General features: G+C 43.7%; 7 protein-coding genes. 6 read left to right on the top strand and 1 reads right to left on the bottom strand.

The features are described from left to right. Window positions 1–49: 49 nt before the first annotated feature. The 6 genes from SYJ56_RS03570 to SYJ56_RS03545 all read left to right on the top strand — a co-directional run bounded on the left by SYJ56_RS03570 (window position 50) and on the right by SYJ56_RS03545 (window position 12,181). Window positions 50–1,861, top strand: a complete 1,812-nt coding sequence (locus SYJ56_RS03570) for a carboxypeptidase-like regulatory domain-containing protein (RefSeq protein ID WP_323832260.1) — start codon at window positions 50–52, stop codon at window positions 1,859–1,861. A 16-nt stretch (window positions 1,862–1,877) separates the two neighbouring features. Next, complete coding sequence (locus SYJ56_RS03565; RefSeq protein ID WP_323832259.1) at window positions 1,878–3,323, top strand: glycoside hydrolase family 76 protein; 1,446 nt, start codon at window positions 1,878–1,880, stop codon at window positions 3,321–3,323. Window positions 3,324–3,422: 99 nt separating this feature from the next. Beyond that, window positions 3,423–6,653: a SusC/RagA family TonB-linked outer membrane protein gene (locus SYJ56_RS03560; protein WP_323832258.1), complete on the top strand. Its 3,231-nt coding sequence runs from the start codon at window positions 3,423–3,425 to the stop codon at window positions 6,651–6,653. Between the two features lie 251 nt (window positions 6,654–6,904). Then, on the top strand, window positions 6,905–8,962 hold the full coding sequence (locus SYJ56_RS03555; protein ID WP_323832257.1) for a RagB/SusD family nutrient uptake outer membrane protein: 2,058 nt from the start codon (window positions 6,905–6,907) through the stop codon (window positions 8,960–8,962). Between the two features lie 30 nt (window positions 8,963–8,992). Beyond that, window positions 8,993–9,805 carry a DUF3823 domain-containing protein gene (locus SYJ56_RS03550; RefSeq protein ID WP_323832256.1) on the top strand — a complete coding sequence of 271 codons (813 nt, stop codon included), beginning with the start codon at window positions 8,993–8,995 and terminating at the stop codon, window positions 9,803–9,805. Between the two features lie 171 nt (window positions 9,806–9,976). Beyond that, window positions 9,977–12,181, top strand: a complete 2,205-nt coding sequence (locus tag SYJ56_RS03545) for a hypothetical protein (RefSeq protein WP_323832255.1) — start codon at window positions 9,977–9,979, stop codon at window positions 12,179–12,181. A 19-nt stretch (window positions 12,182–12,200) separates the two neighbouring features. On the opposite strand, the gene SYJ56_RS03540 is transcribed toward SYJ56_RS03545, so the two are convergent. Further along, entirely contained in the window at window positions 12,201–14,726 is a 2,526-nt protein-coding gene (locus SYJ56_RS03540) for a Kelch repeat-containing protein (RefSeq protein ID WP_323832254.1), read from the bottom strand. Between the last annotated feature and the right edge of the window lie 308 nt (window positions 14,727–15,034).

The raw sequence follows: 15,034 nt of genomic DNA, 5'->3' as shown, positions 1-15,034 counted from the left end.
GCGTTTCTGACTGATTGATTATTCAATTTAACCCATAAAATCCTAACAGATGAGTAAAAAATTACGTGCGATAATTTATTTCGCCTTGTTGGGTACGTTTTTCGTATCCACGATCTCCTGTGTCAATGAAGATGAACCCATCGCCGAGCGGAGGGGAACTATTACAGGCACAGTTACTGATAGCGAAGGCAAGCCAATTTCTGATGTAAGTGTAGCACTGGCAGGAATAGGAGAAGAAGAAGTTTCTATCACGACTGGAAGTGATGGGGAATATATTTTTGAAAATGTCACGTTGAAAACACGTGCAGTGAAATTTTCCAAAGAAGGTTGGCTTGCAGTCAGTCTGACCATAAATCCAGATAAATTCAATGCTGAAAACATAGCAACCGCAGATGTCTCCTTAGTCTTTGCTTCCGCAAAAATAAACGGAGTGGTCAAGGACGGGAAGAATGGTGATGCTCCACTGGAAGGAGTGACGGTTAGTGTGGGTGTGGCCGGTACGGTGACCACCGGAAGCGACGGGAATTTCACATTGGAAAACTTGATCGTGGATGATTACACTGTCACGTTCACCAAAGCCAATTATGAGACGGTTACCAAGACTGTTAGCGAGTCTGATTTTGTGGATGGTGTCGCAACTCTGGACATTATCATGGGAAGCAGCGAAATCCTGCGGGGATTGACATTTGCAGACCTTTTGACGTCCGAAAAATGGTATTACAATGAATATCGAGGAGGGCGGAATGCTGATGCCTATCCACGGTGGGACTGGGCGTGTAACTATATGTCGGCGCTTGATTTCCGAGGTGCATGGCAGGAACAGAATGAAGGGACTACACTGCAGATCCGAAATAGTGAGGATGACCGCAGCAACCCTGCCGATCTCAATGTCTTTGATTCCTATGTATATGGCAGCAAGCTGATCACTGAGGACAACAAGATTTTGTCTTTGAGAATCAGTACGCACAATACGGATGAAGCTAACCCAGCCTACTTCGGGGTGCAGGTAGTAGATATGTCGGAGGCTCAGCCTACTGCCGTGAAGATCGGTGAGAATAGGACTTATGCTTCTGGAAGCTACGGGGACATAGAATTTGACTTAAGTGAATATGTGGGAAAGGAGGTTATAGTAGCTGTAGGTATCTATCGACAGTCCACAGGAGATTATTGGAAGCAATTGGTGCTTCGTGCCATCCGCTTTGCTGATCGAAAAGTAGAAAATTGGGATTGGCTACCGGGGACTGAAGTTGTCGACGGCTGGAAGCTTACTCAGGAAACTGTCCGTTCCACTATGCCGCACACCAAAAGCTCCTTTACTGGGATTAACCCGGTCAGTGGCAACCGTGACAACTATGTGGATGCTTACCGGGCTTGGCGTGAAGTGGACCATGTGGCGGCAGAATGGTTTTTTGTTCCACTGAAAAAAGATCCTGAGGTGTTCCCGTCTGAGGGGTATCTGATTAAAACCCGAAACACACCAGAGGTGGATTCAAAAGTACCGGAGGCCTATATGTACTCTAAATTTTCAATCGGGGCCGGCAGCAACCAGTTTACTCTGAGTACACGCAATTTCGGCGACAATTTCACCTACTTCAAGCTCACTGCCATAGAAGATGATGGAACAGTCACTCATCTGGATCCCCAGTCCAATACTGCAGACGAAGCAAGCGCCGCAGAAGATGGATGCTGGAAATTTAAGCATGGAGATGGTGGCGCTGGCAATCCTGAAGGGTACGCATCATTTGTGTACGACCTTGCCCAGTTCAACGGAAGAAATGTAACTCTTTCCCTAGGGGTGTACAATGTGGAAGCCAATTCGGGAGAGAATAAATTGGTAATCCACGGAATTGATTTGAATTAATGCAATAAACCTTAACATGATACACTATAGAATGACGATCACAATTTGGAGTCTTTGTCTGCTGCTATTCTCGGCTTGCACCGAAAATCCACCTGACACCGACCCGGTGACCCCTCCTGTGGAGGCGAGCCTTTCAGAACAGAACCTTACACGGGCGATGGAACTTACAGATAAGGCCGTAGCTGCCCATTTTACCGGATCGGGAATGGCTATGGCCAGGTATTACAATCCGTACACAGGAGTTCGATCAGATGAGATCGGGAGTGTATGGATGTACTCCGCTGCCATTGAAGCTGTGAATGCAATCCTTCATGGATTGCAGGTACAGAAGGATAATGGAAGTGCCGCGATTCACGACGAACACTTTGATCGGTATGCTGAACTTCTGGGACAGTTATACGACAATGCGGACTATTACGAAGGGACATTTGAGTTGGTATCCTATACCCAGACGAAAGAATGGTCAGTATATGGTGTAAACCGTGGTACTGCCAAGGGGACAGCTAAAGTAGAAGGAATTGAAAATGTATACGATGACCAGATGTGGCTTGTCCGGGAATTGCTTGAATCCTATAAGATCACCGGTGAAAATTCCTATCTGGAAAAAGCCGAATACCTGACTGCCTATGTTTTGGATGGATGGGATAGTACCCGAAATCCTGATGGAACTGAGCGTGGTGGTATTCCATGGGGTCCCGGCTACGTGACCAAGCATGCCTGTAGTAACGGACCGATGGTGAGTCCACTGGTATGGCTGCATGAGATATACAAGGATAAAAATGACGAGATCACTTACCGGTATATTAATGAAGAGGACAAGGAATCCAGAGAGATTATGTCAGTTAAGAAAAGTGATTATTACGCTGATTTTGCCAAGAAAGTATACGACTGGCAGAAAGATAACTTGCTGCGCTCGGATGGGGTTTACGATGACATGAGAGGCGGATGTTCCCCTGGAAATGTTCAGACCGAAACCATTGACGGAACGGTATACCGTAGAGGAATTAACTGTCAGGACCGTGTAGGGCCGGCGATTTCCTACAACTCAGGCACTATGCTTTCAGGTGCGGCGGATCTATATAGAGCCACAGGTGATGGTGCCTACCTTCAGGATGCGCAGGAATTATCTGACGAAAGCTTTAATTATTTCGCAAAACTGGGACAGAATCAACCTGATCTATACTCATACGATATCAGCGGTTTCAATAACTGGTTTAATGGCGTGCTGATGCGTGGCTATGTCGATGTGCAACCTGCTTACGGAACAGCTTCTGATTACATCGATACTTTTCAGAAAAACCTTGATTATGGTTACGAGAACTTCCTTTATGAAGGATTTCTTCCAACCAACTTATTGGTAGGCTGGAGCCTCACACCTAATAACAACAGGACTGAGGGAATGTTCAACTTCGCGTTTGCAGCGGAATATGCCGTGTTATCAAGGTATGAGCTTGCAAAATGATTTCGGTTTCTTGGCTTCCCATAATTTGGGAATGCCAGAATTTTTAATAGTTGTAACTGCCTCAAGGAGGCGATGATAAATCAAAATAGCCTAAAACATATGCAAAAGATATATAAGCATTTTTGCAGAGCATTGATCAAGACTTCCCTAATGGGAGTGGGTTTACAATGCTTTGTTTTCACTCCTGTTCTTGCTTCAGATTTAGCTACAGACAAGTATTCAATTGAGAAGCTTGTTAAACAGGACAAAGATAGAACCGTCACAGGTACGGTTACATTCTCCGAAGATGGTACCCCGATGCCCGGAGTCAATGTATTGCTAAAGGGAACCTTGGTAGGAACTACTTCGGATATTGATGGAAAGTACACCCTGACAGTTCCTGATGAAAATGCTGTCCTCACATTTTCCTTTATTGGGTATGTGACACAGGAAATAGAAGTTGGCGCTCAATCGGTGATAGAGGTGGCAATGGAGCCGGATACACAGCAATTAGGGGAGGTTGTCGTCGTGGGATATGGAATGCAGGAAAAAGTATCACTGACAGGTTCGGTGTCAAATATCAAAGGGGACGAAATGTTGCGGACCAAAAACGAAAATCCACAAAACATGCTCACAGGCAGAGTGGCAGGAGTTCGGGTATGGCAGAAAAGTGCTGAGCCGGGTACTTTCAATGCCAGTTTGGACATTCGGGGCTTAGGTTCACCCTTGATTGTAATTGATGGTATTCAACGCACCATGGCGGATTTTCAGCGTCTGAATCCAACTGATATTGAAGAATTATCAGTATTAAAAGATGCTTCGGCCGCCATTTATGGAGCACGTGCCGCAAATGGTGTGGTGTTGATTACGACGAAGAGGGGTAGTGATAGTGGCAAAGCGACCGTCACCTACAATGGATCTTATACACTACAGAGTCCGTCAGGATTTCCTGAGCTTTCAGATCCCTATCAGACCATGACGCTCTACAACGAGATGGCCATGAATAATATCAATGGGGGAAATCTGATCTATCAGGATGATGATTTTGAAGCTTTCCAAACAGGGCGTCGTCGCACCACGGATTGGAACTCATTATTGATCAATGAATATTCTCCTCAAAGCCAGCATGATATCAGCATTACAGGAGGTACCGAAAAAACGCAATACTACATTGCTGGGGGATATTTGTTTCAGGAGGGATTTTTCAAGTCGGGTGACATGAATTATAGCAAAGTCAACCTGAGATCGAATATCACGACAGAGATAGCCAAGGGATTGAAGTTTAACCTTAATCTAAGTGGAGTGGCTGATCAGCGAAATTCCCCTTACTCCAGTGCGGTGGAGATTATCCGAAATTATTGGAGACAAGGAGTGTTGTTTCCTGCATATGCTGATCCTGAAAATACCATGCTCAACTACGAAGGTTTGGATCTGGAACAAAACACGGTGGCAATGATGAGCGCTGATGTTTCCGGCTATAGAAAGTACAAGCAAAAATACTTTCAGTCCTCCGCTTCGCTGGATTATGATTTCGGAACCCTTACACAAGTCTTGGAAGGATTCTCTGCAAAAGGACTGATCAGTTATGATTACAGAGGTGATGATAATGATATTTACCGCAGGGAATATTACCAATACATGTATGACCCTGTAACGGATTCCTATTTGTCAAAGCTCTATAATAACAGTTCCCCAAATCAGATCAGACGGGAGCTTTATAGTAAGCAGCAGTTTCTAGGACAGTTCCTGCTTAACTACAAGCGCACGTTTGCGGTTAAACACGATGTATCAGGTCTCTTAGGATTTGAAACCCAAAATCGTAAGGGAGATAATTTCTATGCACAACGGGATCTGGCATTTGCCATGGAATATCTCGCGGGTGGTATGAACGAAAACCAGCAGGGAGGAATGCAGGGTGGTTCTGGCGATTTGTATGAGATAGCCAATTCCGCCATGTTTGGTAGGTTGAATTATGCATACAGTGACCGGTACATCGCAGAGGTGCAATTCAGATATGATGGATCATCGAAATTTGTCAAAACAAACCGCTGGGGATGGTTTCCTTCAGCTTCGGTAGGGTGGCGTCTATCTGAGGAGTCTTTTTTCAAATCCATTTCCGCACTTTCCTTTGTAGATCAGCTCAAATTCAGGGCGAGTTATGGTATGACTGCTGATGATGGATCATTGGCATATGACTGGTACCCAGGCTACATCTATCCAGCTACCAGTGGAAACGCACAACAGGGATATTACAACCAATACGCGCCGGGGTATATCTTCAATGGTGAGTTTGTGTATGGTGCTTCCGTGGTCGTTCCCAATGAGAATATCACATGGTGGACCGCCAAGACTTTTAATGTGGGCTTGGATTTCGAAGCATGGAGAGGCAAGTTTGGTTTCTCTGTAGATTATTTTGACCGCCGAAGAGAAGGGCTCTTTTCTACGCGCTCCGGTGACGTTCCATCAGTAGTAGGTACAGGGGCTCCGAGAGAGAATACGAATAGTGACCGCCAATTCGGGATAGATCTTGAACTTTCACATCGTAACACCATCGGGCAGCTGTCCTATGGGTTGAAAGGAATTGCAACCATCACCCGAAGAGAACATTTGATTGCTGCTGAAAAAGGGCCTTATGGTAATTCCTATGACCAGTGGAGAAATGACAATCTGACTAACCGCTATCAGGGGGTACAGTTTGGATATGAGTCTGCAGGACGGTATACCGACTGGGAGGATATCTGGTCTTATGATATTTACAAAGACAGGGATATTTTACCTGGAGACTATAAGTACCAGGATTGGAATGGAGACGGAGAGATAAATGGACTGGATGAACATCCATTTGCTTATGATCAGACACCTTGGTTGAATTTCAGTATGGCCTTGGATGCCAACTATAAGAATTTTGATATGAGCCTGTTGTTTCAAGGCTCCGCTCTGGGTTCCATGCAGTATCAAGAACCTCTTTACTCTATCTGGGGTAGCAATGGAGGTGGGGCTTTGGAACAGTATCAGGACCGGTGGCATCCTGTAGATCCTATCGCAGATCCGTATGATCCGGAAACAGAGTGGGTGGGGGGCTACTATGGTTACACGGGTAATTACCCATTTGGAAATTCTGATTTTAACCGTGTAAGTACCGATTATTTGCGTCTCAAAAGTATTGAAGTAGGATATACCTTCAAGCCTTTTAATAAACCTTCTACCAATATCCGGTTTTTTGCCAATGCCTATAACCTGTTGACTTTCACGGGTGTGAAGTTTGTAGATCCGGAGCACCCTGGAGACGAATTGGGACGTATGTATCCACTTACCAAAACCTATACAGTGGGTGTAACAGCATCGTTTTAATGGAAGCTAGTCGAGACTTTNGAAGTTTGTAGATCCGGAGCACCCTGGAGACGAATTGGGACGTATGTATCCACTTACCAAAACCTATACAGTGGGTGTAACAGCATCGTTTTAATGGAAGCTAGTCGAGACTTTGGAAAATTAAATTGAAACAAATAATGAAATCGAACATAACAAATAACGACTCACAGTGAGATGGTTATCATGTATGCGAGATTCCATGTGACATTTGAAAAATAAACAATAAACACATGAAAATAAGAATCATACTTTTGCTAATCAGCTTGTTATACATTTCCAGCTGTACGGATTTGGATGTGCCTCCTCCCAATGTGATTGGAGACGAGACACTCTTGACCAGCGAATCCGGAATGGATGTATATATCGCGGGGATGTACAGTAAAATGCCCTTTGAGGATTTTAAGTACATGGCTCAATGGGGAGTGGAATACAATTCCTGGTTGGGATCGCTCGGGATTGAGGGCACCGGAGAGGCTGTGAACCGTGATGGGATCAGTTCGGCTTTTACAGGAGAGCGAACTCCCTACTGGGGGAGAGCCTTCGGCTTGCTTCGTGAAGCAAATTATCTGCTGGAGAAGTTACCGGAATATGCAGATGCATTTCCTGAGGTGACTTATAATCATTACCTGGGAGAAGCGTATTTTGTCCGTGCTTTTGTATTCTCAGCGATGGCTAGACGCTTTGGTGGAGTGCCTTTGGTGACTAGCGTACTGCGCTATCCCTCAGATGAAGATGAACTTGAAATTCCACGTTCCACAGAAGAGGAGACTTGGGATCAAGTCTTGGCAGACTACAATCAGGCTATAGAGCTACTTCAACTCAACAGCCCTAAGCCCGGGTATTCCAACAAATACGTTGCACTTTCTTTCAAATCAGAGGCAATGCTCTATGCAGGTAGTGTTGCTAAATACAATGAAACTGTGCCAGGCAGACTTACCGGTACAGGGCTTAAGACAGGAGTACGTGTCATCGGGTTTTCCGAGGCTACTGCTCAGGAAGCCTCCGTTAGGTATTTCAAGGAAGCATATTCGGCTGCAAATGAAGTCATTACGAGTGGTCAGTATGAGCTTTACAGAAGAAGATGGGCTGCGAATGATCCTGAAGCACAATATCAAAATATGGTGGATATGTTCAGTGATGTGACCAGTCCCGAGAATATTTATGTGAAACAGTATGATTTTCCGGTAGCCACCCATGGGTATGATGCTTACAGTGCTCCCTTTATTTTCAAAGCACCGTTGTCAGCAGGGACTTGTCCGACGCTTGATTTCCTTGAATTGTTCGAAGGTTTTGCTAGATATCCAGATGGTACTATAAAAGTAACGACAGGATCTACCAATACAGAAGGTGAGTATTTGATGTATGATACGCCTATGGATTTCTTTGAGGATGCTGAGCCGCGTCTCCGTGCTTATGTCATTTTCCCTGGGGATATATTTAAAAACCAGGAAATTGAAATAAGAGCCGGAGTTTATACCGGATCAGAGCCTATCAATCCTTTGTTCAACGATTATTCCTATGCCACAGCTGAAACACGCTATCAGCAACTTCCTGCTTATACCCAGGCTGCTAAAAACCTCTTCCTCAGTGCTAGAGAAGGCGGTAGCCAAGAATTGGTTCCTTTTCGGGGTGAGCAGATCACCGCAGCGGGAGCAAATGGGCCTTTCTTTAATAATGGAGAAAGTACATTAACTGGTTTTTATGGGCGAAAGTGGTTGAATCCTGATCCTTCTTTCGAAGCGGGTGAGGGCAGATCATCCCAGCATTTTATCCTAATGAGATATGCGGATGTTTTGCTCAATGCTGCTGAAGCTGCGGTAGAATTGGCTTTGGCTGGGCAAGCTTCACCTGACGGTTCGGATATGCTTCAAGTTGCGACTACAGGGATCAATGAAATCCGGGAACGTGCAGGTGCAACTTTGCTTACCGGTATGCTGACTTCAGATATTGAAGGACGTAATATCGTTCGTAAAGAGCGTAGAAAAGAACTCGCACTGGAACATAAGACAAAGTGGGATCTGCGCAGATGGAGAGTTCAGCATTACGAAGAAAGAGATGGATTCTGGGGTGAGACCAGGGACAAAGAAGATTTCAGTATGAACTCCCGCTATCGCTTCAGAGGACTCTACCCATTCTTATCTACCGAAAGTGGCAAGTACTTCTTTGATGCCCGTTTTCAATGGGTAAGTCTGAAGACCTTCGAATACAACATTATCGACTACTATTTCGCCGTCCCAGGAGGGGAAGTATCGAAGAGTCCGGTGATCGATCAACAACCAAACCGATAGGCCTTTATCAATAACCTAGAATATCAGAACATGAAGAATATAACAAACCTAGTACTATTCGCATTGCTGGCACTCAGCTCCTGCGGAATGTTTGAACTGGATAATTACGATCTGCCGGATGAAACGCTACAAGGCGAAGTGGTGGATAGAGAAACCGGAGAACCCTTACTCACCGACCAGGGAAGTGAAGGCATTCGTGTCAGGTTGACTGAACTGAGCTGGGGTGATAATGCTACGCCTAACCCGGACTTCTTTTGCATGCCTGATGGGACATTCCAGAATACCAAACTGTTTTCTGGAACTTATAATATTCGTATTGACGGGCCATTTATTCCGCTGATACGGGAGGATGACCGAGGCGTGCCGCTCGCGGATGAAACGCAGACGATGGACATCGTAGGGGTTTCTAATGTCAGATTTGAAGTGCAGCCATTCTTAAGAGTAGAGTGGGTCAAGGAGCCTGAAGTTGTCAACGGGAAAGTAAGGGCACAAGTACGGGTGACTCGTGGTGTGTCAGAGGAAGAGTTCCGCTCTAAAATCGAACCAATGGGTGGATACAGCAGTAGTTTTCAGAACGTAACTGATATCCAATTATTTGTCAGCTATTCTTCGACGGTGGGATACCGTGCCAGAGATGAGCGCTGGTCCAGCCAGATGGAATTTTCCGGTACTTCATTCAACTCACTCTTGGGAGAAACCATCACCATTGAATCCAACGGGACCATCCCAGAGGGAAGAATGGTGTTTGTGAGAGCAGCTGCCAGGATCAACTTCGATACACCGAGAGGAAGTGGTACCAGACGCTGGAATTACAATGAACCCCGTCAAGTATTAGTTTATTGATTACTTAAGCTTGAAAGCCATCTCTCTCCTGAGGTGGCTTTTCAAGCCTTATACATTTTGGCAGGTGCCGCCTCTTCTATTATTACATGATTTGTTTACGATGCCGCATACTCATGGGGATGTCTGAACATTGATTTGGGTTTCACCTAATTTTCTAAGAATTTTTACAGTATGCGAAAAACTACCTTAGTATATCTGATTCCTATTATTTTCTTTCAGGCTTGTGCCCAGCTTCCTCAAAAAGAGGATGCTCAAGAAACTGGATCGAAAGAAAAAACTGCCTTCCAGACCTCCAATCCATGGAAACCTGTGACAGATGTCAGGGCAGATGTTGCAATCGTGTACAGTGTAAAGGATCATCATGGCAAGGCTGATATGAGCTTTGAACAGCGGGTCCAGACTTGGAGAGATAAGGGTTATACCACCCATTTCATGAGTGGAATTGCCTGGGGTGAATACCAGGACTATTTCACTGGCGAATGGGATGGGAAATGGCATCTGGATGAAGGGCAGGTGACCCAAAAAGGAGATACACTTTGGCACGGAAGAATGGTTCCTTATATCGTACCCTCCATGAATTTCATAAAATACATGAAGGAAAAGGTGATCAAGCGCGTGATTGATGCAGGAATTGATGCAATCTACCTTGAAGAGCCAGAGTTCTGGGCTAGGGCTGGCTATAGTGAGGCATTCAAAAGAGAGTGGAAAGAATATTATGGGTTTGACTGGAGACCCCAGCATGAATCAGCAGAAAATACCTACTTAGCCAACAAGCTGAAATATCATCTGTATTACCGTGCAGTAGAAGAATGTTTTTCTTATGCCAAGGAATACGGAAAGAGCAAGGGCATGGACGTCCGTTGCTATGTACCTACACATTCTTTGGTGAATTACTCCCAATGGATGATCGTAAGTCCTGAGGCAAGTTTGGCCTCCCTGCCTAGTGTGGACGGATACATTGCCCAAGTATGGACTGGGACGTCCCGAGAACCTAATTTTTTCAACGGGCAGGAAAAAGAACGGGTATTCGAAACAGCCTTTCTGGAGTATGGCTCCATGGAATCCATGACAGCACCCACGGGTAGGAAAATGTTTTTTCTGACTGATCCGATAGAAGACTGGCCCCGTGATTGGGCCGATTATAAGAAGAACTATCAAGCGACTTTCGCAGCTCAACTGCTTTATCCCATGGTTGCAGACTATGAGGTAATGCCTTGGCCAGATCGGATTTACGAAGGACTCTACAGAACCAGTGCCGACAGTGATGAGAAGGAACAGATTCCCCGGTTTTATTCCACACAGATGCAGGTGATGGTGAATACACTGAATGATATGCCCATGTCTGAAAATAGGGTTAGTGGATCACAAGGCATAGGGATTCTAATGTCCAATTCTCTCATGTTTCAGCGCTTTCCAACACATCAGGGATACGATGATCCACAATTATCAAATTTCTACGGGCAGGCTTTGCCCTTGCTCAAGAGAGGAGTTCCTGTGAAAACAGTCCATATTGAAAATGTATCTGTTCCAAAGACGTGGGAGGATGTAAAGATCCTTATTATGTCTTATTCCAATATGAAGCCTATGGAAAAGGAAGCACATGCGCACATATCCGACTGGGTTAAAAAGGGCGGGACACTGGTCTATTGTGGAAGAGACGAAGACCCGTTTCAGACCGTTCAGGAATGGTGGAATAGGGACGGAAATGACTTCAAAGCACCATCTGAACATTTGTTTGAAAAACTAGGCTTGAAAGCACCGTTTCAGGCAGGGGAATATACTTACGGCGAAGGGAGAGTGGTTATTATGCGTAATGATCCCAAAGAGTTCGTTTTGGAGAAAGGCAATGATCTGGCTTTTATCAATACGATCAAAAAGATGTACGATTCGAATTCGAAGTCCGAAGAGCTGCTGTTCAAAAATCACTTCTCATTGACCAGAGGGCCTTACGAGATTATCTCCGTAGTAAATGAAAACGAAGACCAATTCCCGTATACAGCGAGGGGGAAGTTTATCGATTTATTTGATCCTGAGATTCCGGTGATGGATGAGAAAAAAGTGAATCCTGGAGAGCAGGCATTTCTATACAATATAGGAAGCGTCGTAGATCCTCAAGTACCGCAGGTCTTGGCGACAGCGGCGAGAATTTATGATGAGGAATTCACCAAGAATGAGTATTCATTGGTAGCCAAAAGTCCAAAGAATACGACCAATGTGATGAGAATACTTCTTCCTGAAAAAGCTGAAAAGGTTGTAATCACCGATCCAGAGGGTAACGCTTTACCAGCAGAAACTTCCTGGGATGAATCAAGTAAAACCTATTTTCTAAGTTTTGAAAATTATCCTGAAGGGGTTCAAATAAAACTCAGTTGGTGATCTGAAGAGTTGTTAGATTCTATCTATCAATACTTAAGCTAGCATACGTGCACTGAAATTCCTTGCCGGTAACTCTCCTATATTCGATAGCAAAAGTCCTAAATGCGATGGTTGACTCTTCATTCATTTTAAGTTTCTGCATGGCTTTGATTTGGTAAGCAAGAGCTGTTTCGTGTAAAGGATCGATGTTGAAAAGCGTTTGGGCAAGTGAAATAGTGGTCTGATAGGATTCGGCTGCGAAGCTTTTTTCAATTTCCAATATCAATACAGGCTCTAGCTTTGTTTCGGCTTCTTCTTTGAATGAATCAAAAAGCGGATCATCAGAAAGGTACAGGAATTTGCCTTGTGATACAATATGGGCAAACTCATCTCTGTTTTGCGCCAATTCATGGGAGGTTAATATCTGCAGGCATCGAACATAGTCACAATAAGCTGCTTCATGGAGAATGAATTTATAGTGTCCTTTTTCATGAACTAGCTCTATTCCTTCCAACTCACTTAGCGTTTTGCGCAGGTTATTGATAGTTACTCCTCGCGAGTTTTTGACTTTGTCGGCAGGTCTATCCGGCCACAATAGATGACTCAGATGTTGTGAGGAGATGCCATCTTCAGAAATACTGTATTGGAGAATAAGACAAAAAACCTGTTTCAGTTGGGTGCTGAACATATATGTGATGTCCCTGTTTTTGCTGTCCCGTACGGTAAAATTGCCAAATAACTGGACTGAATTCGGTCTGGTTTTATGTTCAATTTTTGGAATACGGGTAAATACTTCAGCTTCTGTCGGACTACTATCTATTACTGGTGATTTGGATTTTAGCTTTTTATATAGAAATAAGCCCAGTCCTACCAACCCTGCACCCGCTAGAAGTGTTATTAGGAAAGTATTGCTGCTTTTATTTTCCGGGAAATTTGACAATTCTCCCTTGGTGATGGCGGGAAATGCCAAGGAATAAACTTTCAAGTCAGAGGAGATATCATCCTCAAATTCTTGCACTAGGGCATATAGCTTGTTAAGCCCTTTGTCAAAATAGAGATTGGCATTTGTGGTAATCTTATCCGAACGGATCGGAATAGAATCGCCCAGTATTTCATAGCTGCCATCTTTAAGTGAAAAACGGTAGAGCCTTAGGGATGATTCAGAGAAATGCTCAGGATAGCAAAGGGTGTATAAACTGGAATCATTTACCAATACCATTCCTCTTACCGGAACTACATTGTCATTTTCCCAGGGGATTTCCCAAAGTTTGGTGACCTTATTTGCACTCAGTTCAACTTGATAAAGATCGTAATAATATTTCCTTCCGACAGATTGTTCCCCAGACTCATTTCCCATTCCCCCTAGGATGTATAAGCTATTGTTTTCAGCCTGATAGCCGACAGAGGAGAAGTATCGGGGAGAAATCACATCTCCGGTAAATTTCTCTTTTTTATTCCAAGTTTTTTGATTCAAATCGAAGGAAAAGAAGCCTTTACTATACTTCATATTCCCAAATCCTCCGAAAATGTTGTATGTCGAATTCGTGGGATCTATATACGATCCGTGATGGTGAAGCTGGGTTGGGAGTTGCCCATAACTTTCTTCGCTCCATTGATAGGTATCAAGATTAAGACTAGCTACCGTAGCTCCATTATAGGGTGTCTCGTAATAAACTTCATAGGTATACAATTTATTCTTTAGGGTGTCAATGAAATTAGTGCCTAAAATCAATTCTACAGGATTTTTCTCTTCGAATAACCGTATTTGTTTCTGCCCGGACCGGACGTTGTAGGTCCAGACGGAATCTTCATTATAGTAGTATATTTCTTTTCTTTTGGGATTGAAATTTGCCCCGGCAATGGCCTTGGATTTAAATGAAGTTTCGTGTTTCCAATGGTAGGCATAGTTTTTAAGCCAGTCAGGATTGTCTACTTGGCCATAAGGAGTGCCATTACTATCATGCACGATATTTCCTTCGTTTTCAAGCAATGGAAACCTAAAAGTGTCTTTGCCAGACACGGAAAGATTTTTAATGGCAAAAGAGGGAACATCGATGATATGATCACTTTTCCCGAATAGAACCACTGGACCGTAGTTTTCGTCAAGGGTTAAATTTTCAGTAGAGAAAGTTTTGTCGTTGATCGAAAGAGTAATGGAGTCTCCGGATAGGTCAAAAGAGATTTTCACGTCAAACCATTGTCTATTAAATAATTCGTCCCTATCCAAATTTGCGACTATGAGATTGCTTTTGCCTTCTTCGTTGAATTTGAAGATTAGATGGTCTCCCTGTCCATCATAAAATAGATTGAAGATCCGGTCATTTTCTCTATTCTTGATTCTGAGAATGTATCCAATCTCTGTGACCGGGCTGAGAGAAAGATTAAATTCAATTGAAAAATGATCTAGAAATGCTACTTCATGGTCTCCAAAAACGTCGTACGAGGTGCGCTGGTTGATTGCATGCTCACTTCCATTGAATTTCAGACCTCCTGATAATGAGTTCTGCAGAATAATAAATCCAAGAATTAAAGAAATAGAGAAGTAGGTTTTAGTTAATACAGGCATTAGCGATAATTATAAAGCAAACTCCCTGAGGGGTTAATGATATATGGGATTATAGAATTATCAGATTTGTCAACCTGGTTTCATTGCAATATTAGGCGATTCTTTCATATCTCACACATTTAAGAAGGAATCAAACACCAAACTACTAAGTTCTTCTCAAAGATCACATGATTGAAAGTTACCAATATATTAAGTGCAAGATATTTTCCCTCAACCCCATCATTACATAATTAGAGAACAGCTCAGAAATAATATATAAAAAGCACATACATTAAATTTTATTTTCCATTCCTTCTTCCGCCAATTTA

The organism is Algoriphagus aurantiacus (genome assembly GCF_035156405.1).
Classification (GTDB): Bacteria; Bacteroidota; Bacteroidia; order Cytophagales; family Cyclobacteriaceae; genus Algoriphagus; species Algoriphagus aurantiacus.
Note: the sequence above shows the minus strand (reverse complement) of the source record. Positions and strands in the feature narration are given on the sequence as shown.